Genomic DNA, 17,935 nt, shown 5'->3' on the forward strand with positions numbered 1-17,935 from the left:
CCGATGAAACCTCTGCTGCGCGTAGTGCTGATCATCGATGCGTTGCTGCTGCTCGGCTTCGGGCTGCTGTTCCTGCTGACGCCTTGGGCCTCGCTGTACCACGCGCTGCAACTGGTGCAGGTACAGCCGGAACTCGTCGGTCAGGCGTTCGGCGTTGCGCTGATCGGACTCGCGTGGCTGGCGTTGCACGCGTCGATCGACGGTGCGCTGACCGCGACGGCCGCGAAGGTCGTGGGTCATGTGAACTGGCTGACCGGTGTGTTGATGCTGGTGTGGCTGCTCGGTCTGCATACGCCGTCGCTGACGGGCTTTGGTCAACTGGTGGCGGTAGTGGCCGGCGCGGTGCTGCTCGTGATCGGGCTCGGTGGCGTGCGCCTCGCGGGTGCGGTGCGGCGGCGTGAGCGTACGCGTCTCGCCGACGCAGCGGTCGCGGAACGCGAACGGCAGGCCGCGAAGACACGCAGTGTCAACGAGCGCTCGGGTTATCGCGCGGAGCCGGTGGTCGACGTGCCGGTGACGGCTTCGTCGCCGCGTCCGGTGAGTCCACTGAGTCCGCAGCCCGTCGAGCCAAGCCTCGGTTCGACGACCAGTGACACAAGCGCAACGGGTGGCACCGCTACCCGCGACGCGACAGCCGAGGCGGCCGGTTCGCCGCGGCCTCCGTTTCATGGCTGACGCGCGCCGCTCCAATCGCGCCCGCCGAAGCACCCGGTTTTCGTCCGCACGCGCCGCTCGCGTCGCTAGTGCAACGCGCGTCGTGACACATCCGACATCCGATTCAATGCCGCGCATCGCGCGGCATTCCCTCTTTGCTTACTCTGACTCCGTCCGCTGCCATGCATGACAAGATCCTGATCCTCGACTTCGGCTCGCAAGTCACCCAACTGATCGCGCGCCGCATCCGCGAAGCGCACGTGTACTCGGAAATCCATCCGTACGACGTCGACGACGCGTTTATCCGCGAATTTGCGCCGACGGGCGTGATCCTGTCGGGCGGCCCGAGCTCGGTCACCGAAACAGACACGCCGCGCGCGCCGCAGGCCGTGTTCGAACTCGGCGTGCCGGTGCTCGGCATCTGCTACGGCATGCAGACGATGGCCGAACAGCTCGGCGGCAAGGTCGAAAACGGCCATCTGCGCGAATTCGGCTACGCCGAAGTGCGTGCGCGCAATCACACGAGCTTCCTCGACGGCATCGAAGATTTCCGTACCGGCGAAGGCCACGGCATGTTGAAGGTGTGGATGAGCCACGGCGACAAGGTGCTCGAAATGCCGCAGGGCTTCCAGCTGATGGCATCGACCGAATCGTGTCCGATCGCCGCGATGGCTGACGAAGCGCGCCACTTCTACGGGCTGCAATGGCATCCGGAAGTGACGCACACCGTGCAGGGCCGCGCGATGCTCGAGCGCTTCGTGTTGAAGATCTGCGGCGCACAGCCCGACTGGGAGATGGGGCATTACATCGACGAGGCGGTCGAGAAGATTCGCGAACAGGTCGGCGACGAGCACGTCATTCTGGGGCTGTCGGGCGGCGTGGATTCTTCGGTGGCGGCAGCGCTGCTGCATCGCGCGATCGGTAATCAGCTGACTTGCGTGTTTGTCGATCACGGTCTGCTGCGCCTGAACGAGGCAGAGCAGGTGATGTCGATGTTCGCGGACAACCTCGGCGTGAAGGTGATCCACGTCGACGCGAGCGAAGCGTTCATGTCGAAGCTCGCCGGTGTGACCGATCCGGAAGCGAAGCGCAAGATCATCGGCGCGGAATTCGTCGAAGTGTTCCAGACGGAAGCCGGCAAGCTGAGCGACGCGAAGTGGCTTGCGCAGGGCACGATCTATCCGGACGTGATCGAATCGGCGGGCAAGGGCAAGAAGGCCGCGCAGACGATCAAGAGCCATCACAACGTCGGCGGCCTGCCCGAGACGCTGAACCTGAAGCTACTCGAACCGCTGCGCGAACTGTTCAAGGACGAAGTGCGCGAGCTGGGCGTGAAGCTCGGCCTGCCGCCCGCGATGGTGTATCGCCATCCGTTCCCCGGCCCGGGCCTCGGCGTGCGGATTCTCGGCGAAGTGAAGCGCGATTTTGCGGACCTGCTGCGCCGCGCGGACGCGATTTTCATCGACACGCTGCGCACGACGATCGACGAAGCGACCGGCAAGTCCTGGTACGATTTGACGAGCCAGGCGTTTGCGGTGTTTCTGCCGGTGAAGAGCGTTGGGGTGATGGGGGATGGGCGGACTTATGAGTACGTCGTTGCGCTGCGTGCGGTGCAGACACAGGATTTCATGACCGCGCACTGGGCGCATCTGCCGCATGAACTGCTGGGGCGGGTGTCGAACCGGATTATTAATGAGGTGCGGGGGATTAATCGCGTGGTTTACGACATTTCGGGGAAGCCGCCGGCTACGATTGAGTGGGAGTGAATTGACGTCCTTCGAGGACTATCGCCAGCTATCGAAAAAATGTCGTAACATGTTGATTTTAAATAAAATATGTTGCGTCACCTATCGGTGGCTATCGCCGACCAGCAAAACAAGTTGGCGGTAGATCTGACGGTAAAAATCGAGGCCGGATTAAGACATTCTCGTTCACTATTCAGACTTTTACCGTCTTTGACGGTAAAAGGCTTCTCTGGAAAGCTTGTTTCATGCGGCTTTCCGGGCATCAACAGGTCTCCTGGTCCCTGACGGTAAAACCTGACGGTATAGCCGTCAAAATGCCGGAGGAAACCTCGATGCTTACTGACGCTGCACTACGTAACCTAAAGCCTAAGTCCAAGATTTATAAGGCTTCTGACCGGGACGGGATGTACGTGACGGTATCGCCCAGCGGTACTGTCACCTTCCGCTACGATTACCGCTTCAACGGCCGCCGGGAAACGCTGACCCTCGGGCGCTATGGCCCTGGCGGCATTTCACTGGCGATGGCGCGCGAACTGCTCCTCGACGCGCGCAAAACCGTTCTCAAGGGCATCTCGCCCGCGCTCGAAAAGCAACGCGAGAAACGCCGGGTGGTCGCCATCGAGACCTTCGGCACTGCGATGGAGACATGGCTGGCCAATGCAAGGTTGGCCGACAGCACCCGCGCCATGCGCAAGCACATCATCGATCGGGACATCCTGCCGGTACTCCAGAATCGCCTGCTGACCGAAATCCAGCCTGAAGACCTGCGGGCCTTGTGCAATAAGGTCAAGGAACGCGGGGCGCCCGCCACAGCGGTGCAGATTCGGGACATCGTGAAGCAGGTCTATGTCTACGCCATCGCCCACGGTGAAAAGGTGGATAACCCCGCCAACAGCGTGGGAGCGGCCTCGATCGCCACCTTCGTTCCGAAGGATCGCGCGTTGTCGCCGCTGGAAATCCGGTTGATGGTGCAACAGATGGAATCGGTGGCAACCTATCCGACCATCAAGCTGGCGCTGCGCCTGATTCTGCTGACGCTGGTGCGCAAGAGCGAACTGATCCTGGCCACCTGGGATGAGGTCAATTTCGAGAGGGCGACCTGGACGATTCCGAAGCAGCGGATGAAGGGGCGCAATCCGCATGTGGTCTATCTGTCGCGTCAGGCGCTCGACATCTTCGTCACGCTACATGCCTGTGCGGCTGGCTCACGATTCGTTTTTCCTTCCCGTTACGATGCAGAGCGGTGCATGTCCAATGCGACCTTGAATCGGGTCACGCAGCTCGTGGCAGAGGGTGCAAAAGCCAAAGGGCTGCCGCTACAACCCTTCACCGTCCATGATCTGCGTCGTACCGGCTCGACGCTGTTGAACGAAATCGGCTTCAATCGCGACTGGATCGAGAAGTGCCTGGCGCACGAAGACGGGCGGTCCTCGCGGTCGGTCTACAACAAGGCCGAATACGCGGAGCAACGGCGCCACATGCTGCAAGAGTGGGCCAATCTGGTCGATGCCTGGGGCGACGGGCAGGCCTACGCGCCGAAGCTGATGCCGGAGAACGTGGTCGTGCCGGCGTTGAGCGCGATGGTTTGAGCAGGCTGACTTGCCTCTATAGCTAAAGTTGACAAAAAGTCAACTTTAGCCTATCCTTTTATCCGTGAGCATGGAAGATATGCACGTCATATCCAGAAAGCCGTTTAGCGACGCAGCAAAGGCTTATCCGAACGACGCCGAAGCGATCGACCGCACGTATCGGGTGCTGCGATCCGGCGATTTCGATACGCCGCAGGCACTGCGACAGGTTTTTCCGTCGCTGGACAACTTCAAGTACAAAGACAAGTGGTGGGTGTTGGACATCGGTGGCAACAATCTTCGACTGATTGCCTTCATCGAATTCCGAGACAACCGCATGTACGTCAAGCACATCGCAACGCATGCCGAGTACGACAAGCTTTGCAAACGCTACCGGAAGGAGGTTGACTGAGATGGGATTTGCCGCCATCAAGGAGCGAGCCCATGCCTTGTTCGACGAGGCAGGTTTCATTGGCCACATCGCTGATGAGGACGATTACGCCCAAGCGCTGGCGTTGATGGACGAGCTGGTCGAGGACTACGAGGCCAACCGTCCACTGATCGAGATTCTGGCCCGTTCCATCGAGAGCTGGGAAAACGACTCCGACGAGTTTGCTGAGTTCAACGCGCGCGTAGCGAAGCTGGGTGGCGTCGACGTGCTCCGCTTGCTGATGGAGCAGCATGGGCTGGGCGTGGCCGACCTACCGGAGATCGGTAGCAAGTCGCTGGTGTCGAAGATTCTCAACGGTCGGGGGCGCAACCTGACCCGCGACCATATCGCGGCATTGAGCAAGCGTTTCTCAGTCAGCCCGGCTGTTTTCTTCGGTTGAGTTGATTCCCTGCGACGGCACATCAGGGCAGCGCGTCGATCTGGAACTTGGCGGACGTTGCAGGTCGGGGGATGCTATTCGCAGGCTAAGGACATGCTGGACGTGGCGCGGGTAGCCCTGCAGGTCAACGTGGTCAAGGAAGGCCAGCGGCTGCCGCGCTCGGCGTCTAAGGAACTGCAAGCCTTGGTTGGATGAGGGGCGTTACTAGCTTCATTTTTCACTCGAACCCGCTCGGACAGGGCGGGTTTTTCGTAGATGGACATCCGGCTTTGTGACGTTGCCACGAGGGGCTTGCTTACGCTGTTCGATCCACGCTTCCACTTCAGCCAAGTCCCATGCGACGCAGCGCGGCGTCAGGTTGAAGCGACGCGGGAACTCGCCGCAGCGCTCCATTTCGTAAATCGTTGTTTCTGCCAGCGGGACGATCAGGCGCAACTCGTGGCGACGAATGGTTCGCCGGAAAGGTAAAGGACTATGCTTCGGAAACTGAGGCAGGGCCTCATAGGCTGCGGTGCCAGGCAACGGGAGGGGGCTCGGTGACGGCCGACTGCCTTTCTCGCCATTCGAGCCAGACTGCTGTGACGGCATCTCCATCTTTGTCTCCATGAACAGGCCCTGCTTCATGGAGACATGGTGACTGCCGATACCTATCCGAACAACTCACTACAGCGTAGACGGGCGCGTCTGATCGGACAACACTATTCGCGCGTGGTAATCCGCTTAGTCCTCGGGTTTGATTTCGTTCGCACTAGTCTGTCAGGTATGCACGCTGCTGCCATCGCTTTGGCCTTCTTGCAAATAGGATCGGTAGGCGTATTCGATCAAATCGCGCACCAGTTCGAGCAGACCACTCCACGGCAATCCATCGAACGGATCGCCGTGGGCAAGCGAGTTGCGAATCTCGGCCAGCGTTGGCCTGGAGGCCTCGGCATTGCTCAAGTCATGTCCATCCGTGCGGCGCTTGCGCAGGACTGGAAGGACGGAACCGCCATAGCGCTGTACGAAGGGAAGCTGTGCATCTGTCAGCTCATCGCCGTCCACCAGATGATCGAGCAGTTCGTGCAGCGATGGTGCTTGCTCGCGCTTGCGCTTATTGCCCAACTGCACGTGTCGTTGACGGAAGAAGGCGCCGTATCGGTCCTTCAACGCCAGTTCGAGTGCGGTCAGGGCGACCAGTTCCCCAGCTTTGACCAGATCTCCGTCCAGCCAGGCCAACAGATAGAGTCGCTGAGCACGACGGAACTTGCCGCCGACGATGTGCGGTATCGCAGGATGCAGTCCACGTGCCGCGATGAATGCTTGCCATTCGAGGAAGTGGTGAAAAGCTAGGACGGCGCCCGGGTTACCCGGTTGAGGCCAAGGCATGAGGAAGGGAGCCTCGTTACGAGCAAGGTCGAACGAGGCGATGTCCAGATGATCTGCTGTATCCATGAGTGCTCCCATTCTGTTGCCCATGTCTTCAACGTGTCCTGCCACCGTCAGGCCAGATGTCTCAAGACGGAGTCATTGACGCAGGCGCAACGGCAATCGGCGGTGCCTTACGTTTTTTCGTCGTTTCCTCGCCGCGTTTTTGAATGTGTGCTCGCCACGTTTCTAGCGCTGTGATATCGGCAAGCAATTCATCTGGATCAGGGATAGCAACACCGCCCAGAAGCGCTTTGTCGTGCGCGTAGTTTGAGCACTTTGTCATGCCGGCATTTACCTGAGCATAGTCATCGTCATCGACCACGACTCCAGCAAGCCGTTGTGTTTCCACGCCTTTACGGAAACGGAGAATGACCTCGCGAAGCAGAACTTCCTCGACGGCGCGTTCCCATGCCATGCGCAACCGGAAATAAGCATCGACAGTTTGCTTACGATGCTCTTCTTCTTCGCCATCCTTGTGCAGTTTTGCGATGGATTGCTGTTGGGCTTTTAGCGCCCCGATCCGCTTGCTTGCACTCTTACCCTCGAACGGCAACTCTGGATCGGCAATCCCGAATCCCTCGGCACGCCGAATCAGGCTCTGCGTAGCAATTGGCACGCAGGACAACTTTGCTTCCTCTGCCAGGAGGCAGAGGAAATAGATGTCATGGGTAAACACAATGACTTGGCGCTGTCCAGCTTCGATGGCTAGGCGCTTCGCAACGCGCTCGCGCCTGCGGTGATCAAGTGAAGACACCGGGTCATCAAACACAACACCACCCTTTCCACCGCTCAACCCGACTTCAGCGAGGAAAGAACCGATGGCGACGGCACGCTGCTCGCCTTCGCTCAGGATGTCACTGGGGCTACGGCTTTGCGGCAGTTCCAGTTTAAGTTTGTGCAATGCCTTACCTTTGTCGGCACGGCTCTGAAGCGAAACGCTCAACGTGCCGACGCCCAACGCTTTGAATTCGCGATTCAGGGCTTCGGCCAATTCCTTGGATACGATTTTTTCAGCCAACTCTGATGCCTTCAGCGAGATGGCATTGGTTTTCACGGCTGAGAGGCACTGCGCGAGCTTCGCCTGATGGCTGAGTTTGGCTACGGCAGTGGCCACGGCATCCTTAACCTGGTTCAACCGCACCCTCGCATCAAGTTCGCTGAACTGCTTCTGTAGTGCGGCGCGCGCCTTCTCATCTGATGCTTTCTCCAATGTTTCGGCTTCCGCATTCAGCTTGTCGGCCAACGCCTGAAGCCGCGCCGCAGGACTGAGCAAAACTTCGTCGAGACCGTCCCACTCGTGCGAGAGCACCGCGGCCTTGATGGCTTCCTGGCGAGCGGTTAGCAGTGGCTCGAATGCCTTGGTATCAACGGCAAGTTGAGTGTCGATGGCTTCGATCTCGCCATAGGTCACGTCGTCGAGATTTAACGTCAGAACATGCGCGATGAATGGTTTGTATTCGGCATACAAGGCGGAGCGACGTGCCTGGGAGGTTTTCTCCGCTTCTTGCTGGATGAAGGTCTCAAAGCGCAATAAGCGCGCGGCACCTTCGGCAAGCGGTTGCTGGCATAGTGGACAGGGTGCTTCTGCACCCAGATCAGGGAATGCCTTGTCTGGATGGGATTCGACTGCGAACTTGCGAGCGGCATCGAACAACTCGCGCCATGCTTCGCCGCCGGTGCCGGGCAGCAGGTTTTCTCCTTCCTTGAACTGCTTGGCGGCGAGAGCTGCCGCCGCCTGCGCAGTGCGGTAACTATCAGCCAGGCCGTTCAGTTTGGTTACCACCGCCTGATCCACCAATGCAGCTTTATTGGTAGCGTTCGTGGCGATGGCCGCGACCCGGCGGGCGCGTAAGCGCAATTGAGCCGCTTTCTCCCTTGGATTGTTCTCTTTCAGGCTCTTGTCTAGCGCTACGTGTTGAGTCAGTTCGTCTTCCGTCAGGATGGCCAGTGCGTCAATCTGGGCTTTGGTCGACTTGGCAGACAGCGATGCCATCAGCTTGCCGACAGGAGTATCGCCTTGCAACGGTACAAACGCCGTAAGGTCAGGAGCGGACTGCGCATGCTCCGTTTCAATCGAGGTCTTCAACTGTTTGCAGACCTTCGCTAGGGCCTCAAACACATCGAGCCCATAGGGCACATAGGAAAAATCGTCTTCGCTGTCGAGATAAGCGCGCGCGCAGCGCGAGTCAAAGATGGAGAACGACGATAATTCGGGAGGTGCTGTCTTGCCTTGTATCCAGTGTGCATCCTTTGCAGCACCATCTACGGCAATCTCGAAGGTTGCTTCGGGAGTTCCTGCCTTTCCTGCGGGCAGGTTGGCATTCGGATAGATCGCTTCCGTCTGATCGCGGGCACGACAGGCACGCTTGAGCACACGTGAGTATCCCGATTTGCCGGAGCCATTGTCGCCATAAATAACGGTCATCCCCGCGGCGCTAAACGGTAAATGTTGATTCTCGGCAATCGCGTTGACGTGACGTAGGTTCTTCATGGCGCGAAGTTCGACGTGCGTCGTCACGTTCACGGACGCCGGGATTTGGTCGGCGGTCAGCGGCTTGGGTTTACGGTTCTTCGGGTCAGAGATGCCATGCGCCAATTTGAGCAGCGCAAATAGATCATCCTGGTCGTCCGCCGTTAGCGTTTGCTTGGCCAGCAGACGCGCAACGGCATCGCTTTGCCATGCGGGTAATCCCTGCGTCCAGGCCAGTAATTCTTGGAGTATCGACATAGCCCCCTCCCATCCTTATTATCTGTTTTGCTGTATGCAGCAGCATTATGCTGCCCCGGCGCCCCCGCCGAGTCGCGGCCATTAGGCTGAATCTCTAACGCCTCCGGCCCTTGGTTAGCCGACGGGAAGGCGCACCAAAACTCGTCGATGCAGCCTAAACGTAGTACGGACAAGCGTCATCCTACAGCCGGATGCCGCCAGATTTCGGCGTCGCGAATCGCTCGGGTTCCTTGCCGAGCGGAAAGCCAACCACGTACAGCATGTTGACCGGCATCGGCTTGTTATCTGGGTCCGATCCCCATTTCACCTGTATCTTGCGCTCGGCGTAGCGTAGCGAGACACCAAGCCCATTGAGTGCGTCGATGTGGGACTGCATCTCGTCGTACACCTCAAACTTCTGCGTTTCCGAATAGGCATCGGCGCAATCCCGGTAGTCCCGAAAATAATCCACCAGCGCGGCGAAGGTCTCTTCGACTTCTCGGGACAGTTCGAAGGCTGGCTCCGACATATCCATCGTGCAGGTCTCTGCCAGTTTCGCCAGTTGCCTGCCCGTGGTTAGCGGAATCGCCGTCAAGGTGACGTGCTCCCGATCGAACTTTTCCTTCGCCGCCTTGAATTCTTCTTCGGACGGAATGGTGAACGGCTTGCTGAACGCGTCGATGTCCTCGAACTCGAACGCGCTGGCAAGGGCGCGGCGCGTATCAAGGCTGGCGGACAAACCTTGCTCGACACGCTGAATAGTTCGAACGTTGAGGCCAGAAATCGCCGCTAACTGCTCCTGCGACCATTGCCGCACTTCGCGGAACAGCTTGATGCATGCGGCCAATTCGGCGGGCGTCAACAGGCGGGTTTGTTGGGTGTTTTCAGCAGCGTTCACTTTTGTGGCTCCATCGTTTTCGTATCGATGTAGCGAAGTATGGAAAGCGGGGCGCAAGGGCAACACGACAGTAACCCGACAGCCGCACGACAATGAGCCACCACAGCGTTCGACCATGAGGTTGCCGACGAGACGGGTTCTTGCATCTCGACGTTTCCCCGTGGGCAGGCGGGATGCGTCCCATGCTTCGATACAGCTATACCTAAGGCGATCGGTGCTCTTACGGGCACTCCACACGCACCAAATCTATTCTTTCGGAAGGTCCGGCCGCTTGGGCAGCTTTTCCTGCATATCCTTCAAGATTTCATGAAAGCTCTTTCCAGCGCCAAACGACGGAAATGGGCGATGGAGTGGCGACTGGCTTGCAAGCTGACCCGGCCACGCGACCTTGATCATTGCGACGACCTGCTCCTTGACGTTTTCATGGACGTTGTCATATCCGCGGAACCACCAGCTTGCCAGTCGTCGGAAACTGTCCGTAACGGCTTCGTTCCGCTCTTCCAGCATCGCAACTGCCGCCGCGGCAGCAACTGGCATGGTGCCGTCCGGTAGTGCGGGACAGACCAGCGAGCCATAGCTGTCGTAGCCCTGTATTGCCGGCCGTCTGTTACATGCAGCCATGACGGCCGCAGTGGCAGTCAACGCCGATACGGGAGGCAGGCGAAAGTTGGATAATGCCCCAGAAAGCGCATCCAGTTGCCCGGAGTCTGTCGGGTCCGCGCGGTCCACAAGTTCCACAAAAAGGTCCGTGACGTCCTGCAGTAGATACTCAGGCACATGAGCCATATCGAACGTCATGCGGAAGGCGTCGAGCGCCGTTTCAAAGGTCCCCTGTCGAATGGTATGCGCGGTGGATCGAACCTCATAATCCGTGACGATATGAGGATTGATATCGCCCATAGAGAAGATGTCAGTCGTCCCCCGTTCGGCTTGGCGTTTTCGAGTTTCATCGCACAGCAATTGAAGAAAATGCTCGAACGCTTCAGCATTATTTCCCAGCTCCGGGAAAAGGCGTGGCGGAATAACGACCTTGACTTGGTATTCGCTGGCCGCGTCGATCAATGCAGGATCATCGTCAAAGGTCACGAGGTAAGAATAGGGAAGCGTTCCGTTGAACACGCGCTTTACCGTGGCGAAAATCTTGGCGACGTTCTCGTCACGCAGGCTGTAACCGAGAAACATCAGCCGCTTGCCGAGAAGATCGGATTTGAGCCTGATGTCCAGCGGATGGTCCTGAGTGGTCATGCGATCTTGGTAGGACTTTGCGCCGAACACCAACGATTCTGGGACAGATGTATCGCCGTGGAACTTGATCAGCAGTGGCTCGCCAGGGACTGACTCGCTCAGGTCTTCAACGGTGACGACACGTCGATAAATTCGGCCGTACTGACGGGCAACCAGTTCAAAGAGGTTGTCCTGATTAGTCGTATAGAGCAGGTTCTGCATCAGGCTCACCAGCAGCCGATGCGATGGAGCCTTGCGTTCGTCCAATTCCGTCACGACGAGCTTACGGCTCAAAAAGTCCACAAACGTAGCCTGACCACGCGCGTTCGCATAGGCATCCGCGACGTCGGCCAACGGCGTCTCGGGCGGGTAGCCGATCGCTTCGGCCATTTCATGAGCGAGTTCAGCCGCCGCAAGTCCAAGATGCTGGCGCGAGATGCCGGCGCCGAAAAACGGTACGAGCTTGTGTTTGGCAAGGAGGTCCGCCATTTCTCCTACGATGGCGTATGGATCACTATCGGATCGGTTGTCGGTCAACGTATTCACCTTGCTCCATGCTGGGATTTATATAGATAGGACGTGACTCGCATGCACGCTGGGTAGGGGCGTTCGGTCAGGTTGGATGGGTTCGGTCATAGACAAGACGCTTCTCGGCTTCAGCCGCGATCTGATCGAACTCGTCGTGAAAGCTGAGATAGTCCGAAACCTTGATTTCATCCATTACGGTGTCTTGCTCGTCCATGTCTTCCGGTTCACAGTCGTCAGGCAACGGCATTTCGATCAACAGGTCGATGTCACCGACGGTCTCGGCGCCGGCAAAGTAGCTGCCGAATATGTACACGCGCTCGATAAATACGCGTGCCTCAGGTTTTGCATTGACGTTTTTCACAGCCTCAAGAAATTCAGCGAGGATTCGATCGGCGTCGCTGCGTGCCAACCGGTCGCGATACTCGCCGTGGGCCAAGGCCATGCCAAGGGGCGTCGGTGTCAGCTTGCTCTTGTCGATGTAGCCGTCGGCGATCAGCGTGGCGAGTAGCTTTGCACCCTCGGGCTCGGTCATGTGCAGCTCGCTAGCGAGATATTCGGCCGTGAGCGTCTTGCGCTCGATCTTGAACTCACCGTCCTCGAACGACATCGGCGTCTCGATGGCCAGGAAGGCACGGAGCGCATCGCGCACCTGCACAGCCTCCAGCCCACCGATAGTCTTGCTGCGTATTTCCATGTGTTGCTCCCGCTGTATGTAATTGGTTCTTGCATTCCGGCGTGCCGCCGTCGGGCTTGCGTGTCGCGCCTCGTGCCGAGATCAAGCTTCGGCTCAAAGAGGCGTTGGCGCTGATCGAGGTGCGCACGCTGGATCACGTCGTCGTCGCCGGAATCGACACGGTGTCGTTTGCCGAGCGCGGACTGTTATAACGCGAGGGGCGTCGTCCCTTTTTTTGCCCTCTATTCGGCACGCGCGGGGCATTTAAAATTCGCCATCGCGTCCACGAATCCAGTCGTGATCGGGGACGACCAGTGATCCAACAATGCCAGTTGCACGTCGTGCCAAACCTTGTTCGTGCTGCGAAATCGAAAGGGCAAGCATTTGGATCGCCGACCTCGCAACACGTAAAGCGCGCAATACCTCCTGCGTAAACGGTTCCCGTTGGTGATGTTCGATTTCGGGCGCCTGTCTGCTGCCTGCGGGGTCGCCAAAGTCATGCAGCACCACGAATCGGTGGGTGCCAGCATTGCGAAGATCCTTTTGAGGACGCAGAATTCCCGCGTTGCTGTCATAGTCCTCGGCAAGTTCCACGAGACCATAAAGCGCGCTGACACCCCCGCTGATCGTTTTTTCAACCTTGTCGGTAAGTGAGCGAACGCCAGTCACCTTGTCGGGTTCCCCGCGCCATAGCTTGCCGAAGTAGACCTTATTTGGCAGTTGTCCGAACTCAAAATAGTGGTTTGCCGTTACAGCGATCTTGTCGAGCAGATCAAGAGCTGTACGGTGCGCCAAAATAAGTGCAGATGCATCCGGTCCGTAGGTGGCGTAATCAAGGGTGTCTCCAAATCGCCCCGTCGCTGGCCAGACGTTCTCATCGAGGGCTCGCCACGCAAGATCACGCGCGAGGATGAAGTCGCTCTTGAGAACATTGAACATGGCGAATACGGGTGGTGGCATCGCGATCACACCCGGTTCACGCTCCAAAATCCCGGGAAGCACGAGCCAGTCCAGCTTACCCAGTGTGGGGTCGATGAGTTCGACGGCTGGTGCAAGCGTCAGGCGTTCGCGCTCGACCCACTCAATGAATGGATCTGTGTGTGGCGATCGCGGTGGCGGATCTTCAAACTCACGGGCGAACGCGGCGATCTTTTCCGCGGCCTGCGCACCGGCATATTCGATAACTCGATCCTGATTCCGATGCGCTATTTTTGCCAGCATGCCCGCTTCGATGCGTGTAAGGTCTGAGCCGCCGCCGCGCTCATAAAGCCATAGCAAATTACGGGCTGCGGAACTTGCAGCAACGCCGTTCTCCGGATCAAGCGCTAGTGCGGCAAGCCATGCATCATGAGCTTCGCCAAGCCGATAGCTGCTGCTGAAAAGATTGGCGAGGTTCGTCCATGCTTGGGTTCGCAGAGATGAACCGGCATCTAGGTCTTGCGCTACTTTCCAGAAGCATTGGCGCGCTTCGGCACGATGCTCTCTAGTACGTTCTCGATCATCCAACCAGCTTGGAGCCCGAGGAGAGATGCCCGTCGCAGCGACCAAGCCGTTCGCCAGGTTGTAGACAATGTGAGGAGCTGGATGGCGATCATGCAGGGTGCGAAATAATGCAAGTCCTTCTTCGATTGCATCCTGCTGTTGAGTCAAGGCACCGCCATCCACCAAGGCACCTGCTTTCAGGCCCATCAGATTAAAGCGATCTAGTTCAGGTAGGTCTAGATTGATCTCTCGGGCTTGTCTTATCGCCTCGGCAGGATCGGTATTCAGCAAGGTCTTCAGATGATTCGATAGTTCGTGGAACCGATCTTTTATTGCCGACATAGCTGGGCTCCTTGCCTTATCTGGTCGCTTTTTCGCTGAATATTTTGGGCGCATCACGCCACATATTGAACCAAGGGGCGCCCCCGGCCAAGGAACATGGCCGGGCCGCGCTCTCGTGCTGCGCATCGAGCCTCGCGGTGCGAGTCTCGCCCCCTCCGGGCTTCCATCGCTGACGCCTTCGGCCCGGCTCCTTGATCCGGGCCTGCGCGCTTGTGCTTGCGTGGGATCGGCGCCCCTTGCGGCCGGTTGCCTGTCCAGCCGTCTCTCCTGACTTCATCCCCTTGTCCGCGACTGTAGCCCGCCGCCGTGTGCCGTCAAGGCGCACCGGGCCGTGTCCTCGGCTGCGCCTGCGGGCCGCACCAACCCGGCGCTTTTCTCCTTGACGGCACACGGCCGCGCGCTCCTGACCGTCGCGGGCGATGAACTCAGGAAAGACGGTGGCAACGAGGCCGGCCCAGGTCTCTGCGCCGACCCCACCCGGAAGTCCAAAGCGGGCTCCGAATCTAGGAATCCGGTGGGGTTTCAACAGCCAACCCTTGTCAGGAGAAAGACCATGCAACTCGCATCCCGTTTCGCTTCCCGTTCGCCGGTGCTGCGTTCCGACTATCCCTTGTCGAATGACCAAATCCGCGCCGTGGCCCCATCCATTTTTGCGGACGCCCCGCACGAAAGCCGCTCCGAGCGGTACAGCTACATCCCGACCGCCACTGTGTTGCAGGAGTTGCGCGGCGAAGGCTTCGAGCCGTTCATGGTGTGTCAGACCCGCGTGCGCCACGAGGACCGCCGCGAGTACACCAAGCACATGATCCGGCTGCGCCATGCCAGCCAGATCAACGGCCGCGAAGCCAACGAAATCATCCTGCTGAACTCGCACGATGGCACGAGCAGCTATCAGATGTTGGCCGGCATGTTCCGTTTCGTGTGCCAGAACGGCCTCGTTTGCGGCGACACCGTGGCGGACGTGCGGGTACCCCACAAGGGCGACGTCGCCGGACACGTCATCGAAGGCGCCTACGAAGTCCTGCACGGTTTCGAGAGGGCGCAGGCATCCCGCGATGACATGCAGGCCATCACGCTGGACACCGGGGAATCGGAAGTGTTCGCCCGTGCCGCGTTGGCGTTGAAGTACGACGAGGCCGTGCCCACGCCCATCACGGAATCGCAAGTCCTGATGCCGCGCCGTCACGACGACAACCGCCGCGACTTGTGGAGCGTGTTCAACCGCACGCAAGAAAACCTCATCAAGGGCGGCCTGTCCGCGCGCGCCGCGAACGGTCGTCGCCAGACCACGCGCCCGGTGCAGGGCATCGACAACGGCATCCGCTTGAATCGTGCCTTGTGGCTGCTGGCCGATGGCCTGCGTCAGTTGAAAGCCTGAATCCCCACGCGGCAGGGGCAGGCAGCAGCCCTTGCCGCTTTTCTCGCTGCTCCATCCCTACCGCTAGGAGTTATCACCATGAACGCCGTTACCAAAACCGAAATCCATGCCATCGAAACCGCCGCGCCGCTGGAAGTGGCCGACCCGACCAAGAACCTGATCCTGGTTCCGCTGTCGCAATTGCAGCCGCGCCGCTCTAGGCGCAACGCGCGCACGACCCCGCGCCTGTCCATCCCCGAACTGGCCGCGAGCATTTCCCGCGTCGGCCTGCTGCAAAACCTGATCGTCATTCTTGCCGCCGATGGCGAGCAGTACGAAGTTGTCGCGGGCGACCGCCGCCTGACCGCCTTGAAGCTACTGGCGAAGAAGAAGCGTATTGCTGCCGATCATGACGTGCCGTGCCTGCTGGTGTCCGATGCGTCGGCGCGTACCGTGAGCCTTGCCGAAAATCTGCTGCGCGAGCAGATGCACCCCGCCGACCAGTTCGAGGCATTCGCCGCGCTGGTCAAGGAAGGCCGACCCATCGAAGATATCGCCGCCGACTTCGGCGTGTCCCCGTTGACGGTGCAGCGCCGCCTGAAACTTGCCAACGTGTCGCCGTGCCTGATGGCCGACTACCGGGCCGGGGCCGTGACGTTGGAACAGTTGATGGCTCTCACCATCACCGACGATCACGCCGCGCAGGAAGTCGCGTACTACAGCGCGCCGGAATGGCAGCGCAGTGCATCGGCACTGCGCGAGCGTCTGACCGAGCGCGAGATCGACGCGACGCATCCGCTGGTGCGCTTCGTCGGGCTGGACGCCTACATGAAGGCGGGCGGTGGCCTTCGCCGCGACCTGTTCGCGGACGACGACAGCGGCACCTATCTGACCGACGCCGCGCTGCTGGAAACGCTGGTGCGTGGCAAGCTGGACGCGCTGGCCGAGGAAGTGCGCGCCGAGGGTTGGGCGTGGGTCGAAGCCGTGCCGCACATGAGCCACGCCGACCGGCAGACGTTCCAGAATGCGCCGCGCCAGCGCCGCGAGCCGAGCGCACGCGAAGCCCGCCGCATCGCTTCGCTGCAAGGCCGTCTCGACAAGATCGATACGACGCTGGAAGAAGCCTACGACGCCGAGGACGAGGACAAGGTGGCCACGCTGGAAGAGCGGCGCGAGCAGGTGGCCGGGGAACTGCAAGCCATCGAGGACGCCTTGCAGGACTACGCGCCGGACGTGCGCGCCGTGGCCGGTGCCATCGTCACGCTCGACCGCGAAGGCGAGGCCGTGATTCATCGCGGCCTGCTGCGCGAAGCCGAAGCGAAAGCGCTGCGCACGCTGGAAAAGCTGCGGCAAGGTTTCAGTGCAGGCGAAAGCGCGAACGACGAGCAAGGCGACGACGCCGACGAAGCGCCCAAGACCGCGAACCTGTCTGACCGACTGGCACAGCGGTTGAGCGCCCATCGCACGGCGGCGCTGCAAATCGAAGTCGCGCAGCATCCGCACGTCGCGCTGGCCGCGCTGGTGCATGGCATGGTGCACACCGTCTTGCAGCCCCACACCTACAGCGGTGATAGCCTGCCGCTCGGCGTGCGCGTGAACGTGCAAGACCGGCTGGAAAGCATGGCCCCGGATTGGTCGGAATCGTCTGCTGCTGTGGCATTGCGCTCGTTGCAGGAAGTCGCGGGCGAAGCGTTGCCGCAGGACAGCGCCGAACTGTTCGCCGTGTTGCAGGCAAAGTCGCAAGACGAACTGGTGCGCCTGCTGGCCGTGTGCGTGGCGTCTACGGTGAACGTGGTGACGCCTCGCGCTGCGCAGCGTCAGCCCGGTACGGAACTGGCGCAGGCCGTGGGGCTGGACATGGCGGCATGGTGGAAGCCGACCGGCGAAAGCTATTTCCGGCACGTATCGAAGGCCGCGATTCTGGAAGCCGTGGGGCAGTACGCTCCGGCGCACGTCACCCGCCTGTCAAAGTTGAAGAAAGGCGACATTGCCAGCGAAGCCGAACGGCTCGCGGACGGCACCGGCTGGATGCCTGCCGTGTTCCACATCGACCACGACACCGAACCGGAAGGCGTACCGGAGGCGGCAGACGAAACGGATACGCCGGAAGATGCCGCCGACGAAGTGGCAGCGCACGCGCTGGCCGTGTGAGGTAGTCCCATAGCCCCGGCGCATTGCGCCGGGGCTTTCTTTCATCCAAGACCGGGCGCGGCAGGTTTGCCGCGCCCGGTTTCAACGGCCACAGCAAAACCGCCCCGTCGCCGCCATCGATCAGGCGGCGACGGGGCGGGCGCGCAAGCAGCTTGCGCGCGACACAGTGAATCGGTGTCCGCTGACGCGGGCAAGATTTTCAACCACGCTCCGCCGCAATGGATGGGGCTTATGCGGGGCTACGCCCCAGCTTGCTGCGGCAGGTTGTGCCAAAGCGTGCCGTCCTCGACGCTGGCGGTTCGCCTGTCCGTCAACGAAGGATGGTTCACCGACACGCCGTTCGGCCTTGCCTATGGAGCGTCCGCACCA

14 protein-coding genes and 2 pseudogenes are annotated in these 17,935 nt (G+C 60.0%); 9 read left to right on the forward strand and 7 right to left on the reverse strand.

The genetic code is table 11. From position 1 onward, the window contains the following. Window positions 1-3: 3 nt before the first annotated feature. From E1748_RS17935 to E1748_RS32025, 6 genes and pseudogenes are all read left to right on the forward strand, one after another. Window positions 4-675, forward strand: a complete 672-nt coding sequence (locus tag E1748_RS17935; protein WP_133648511.1) for a hypothetical protein — start codon at window positions 4-6, stop codon at window positions 673-675. Between the two features lie 161 nt (window positions 676-836). Further along, window positions 837-2,420, forward strand: a complete 1,584-nt coding sequence (gene guaA, locus E1748_RS17940) for a glutamine-hydrolyzing GMP synthase (protein ID WP_133648512.1) — start codon at window positions 837-839, stop codon at window positions 2,418-2,420. Window positions 2,421-2,731: 311 nt separating this feature from the next. Further along, a complete protein-coding gene (locus E1748_RS17945) occupies window positions 2,732-3,988 on the forward strand; it encodes a tyrosine-type recombinase/integrase (RefSeq protein WP_133648513.1) in 1,257 nt (418 codons plus the stop codon). A 79-nt stretch (window positions 3,989-4,067) separates the two neighbouring features. Then, window positions 4,068-4,379: a type II toxin-antitoxin system HigB family toxin gene (locus E1748_RS17950; protein ID WP_133648514.1), complete on the forward strand. Its 312-nt coding sequence runs from the start codon at window positions 4,068-4,070 to the stop codon at window positions 4,377-4,379. Between the two features lies 1 nt (window position 4,380). Next, complete coding sequence (locus E1748_RS17955; RefSeq protein WP_133648515.1) at window positions 4,381-4,797, forward strand: helix-turn-helix domain-containing protein; 417 nt, start codon at window positions 4,381-4,383, stop codon at window positions 4,795-4,797. Between the two features lie 5 nt (window positions 4,798-4,802). Beyond that, window positions 4,803-4,992: pseudogene (locus E1748_RS32025) on the forward strand (DNA-binding protein); the annotation flags it as partial. Between the two features lie 15 nt (window positions 4,993-5,007). On the opposite strand, the gene E1748_RS17965 reads toward E1748_RS32025, so the two are convergent. The 6 genes from E1748_RS17965 to E1748_RS17990 all read right to left on the reverse strand — a co-directional run bounded on the left by E1748_RS17965 (window position 5,008) and on the right by E1748_RS17990 (window position 12,255). Continuing rightward, window positions 5,008-5,385, reverse strand: coding sequence for a helix-turn-helix transcriptional regulator (locus tag E1748_RS17965; protein ID WP_133649421.1), 378 nt, complete (start codon window positions 5,383-5,385; stop codon window positions 5,008-5,010). Between the two features lie 168 nt (window positions 5,386-5,553). Beyond that, window positions 5,554-6,228 (reverse strand): hypothetical protein, encoded by a 675-nt coding sequence (locus tag E1748_RS17970; protein ID WP_133648516.1) that lies wholly within the window; start codon window positions 6,226-6,228, stop codon window positions 5,554-5,556. Window positions 6,229-6,289: 61 nt separating this feature from the next. Beyond that, on the reverse strand, window positions 6,290-8,932 hold the full coding sequence (locus E1748_RS17975) for an AAA family ATPase (RefSeq protein ID WP_133648517.1): 2,643 nt from the start codon (window positions 8,930-8,932) through the stop codon (window positions 6,290-6,292). A gap of 181 nt (window positions 8,933-9,113) precedes the next feature. Continuing rightward, window positions 9,114-9,809 (reverse strand): helix-turn-helix domain-containing protein, encoded by a 696-nt coding sequence (locus tag E1748_RS17980; RefSeq protein ID WP_133648518.1) that lies wholly within the window; start codon window positions 9,807-9,809, stop codon window positions 9,114-9,116. 246 nt (window positions 9,810-10,055) lie between these two features. Continuing rightward, window positions 10,056-11,579, reverse strand: coding sequence for an SIR2 family NAD-dependent protein deacylase (locus E1748_RS17985; protein ID WP_133648519.1), 1,524 nt, complete (start codon window positions 11,577-11,579; stop codon window positions 10,056-10,058). A gap of 67 nt (window positions 11,580-11,646) precedes the next feature. Then, entirely contained in the window at window positions 11,647-12,255 is a 609-nt protein-coding gene (locus E1748_RS17990) for a nucleotidyltransferase family protein (protein WP_133648520.1), read from the reverse strand. A gap of 89 nt (window positions 12,256-12,344) precedes the next feature. Between E1748_RS17990 and E1748_RS17995 the strand changes: the two are divergent. Then, window positions 12,345-12,446 (forward strand): annotated as a pseudogene (locus tag E1748_RS17995) (JAB domain-containing protein); the annotation flags it as partial. Between the two features lie 52 nt (window positions 12,447-12,498). On the opposite strand, the gene E1748_RS18000 reads toward E1748_RS17995, so the two are convergent. Beyond that, complete coding sequence (locus E1748_RS18000; protein WP_133648522.1) at window positions 12,499-14,058, reverse strand: LA2681 family HEPN domain-containing protein; 1,560 nt, start codon at window positions 14,056-14,058, stop codon at window positions 12,499-12,501. 553 nt (window positions 14,059-14,611) lie between these two features. On the opposite strand from E1748_RS18000, the gene E1748_RS18005 reads away from it, so the two are divergent. Then, the gene (locus tag E1748_RS18005) at window positions 14,612-15,436 is read left to right on the forward strand and encodes a DUF932 domain-containing protein (protein ID WP_133648523.1); all 825 of its coding nucleotides are present in this window, start codon (window positions 14,612-14,614) and stop codon (window positions 15,434-15,436) included. Window positions 15,437-15,514: 78 nt separating this feature from the next. After that, window positions 15,515-17,566: a ParB/RepB/Spo0J family partition protein gene (locus E1748_RS18010; protein WP_133648524.1), complete on the forward strand. Its 2,052-nt coding sequence runs from the start codon at window positions 15,515-15,517 to the stop codon at window positions 17,564-17,566. The last annotated feature ends 369 nt before the right edge of the window (window positions 17,567-17,935 follow it).

It is taken from the genome of Paraburkholderia flava (assembly GCF_004359985.1).
GTDB lineage: Bacteria > Pseudomonadota > Gammaproteobacteria > Burkholderiales > Burkholderiaceae > Paraburkholderia > Paraburkholderia flava.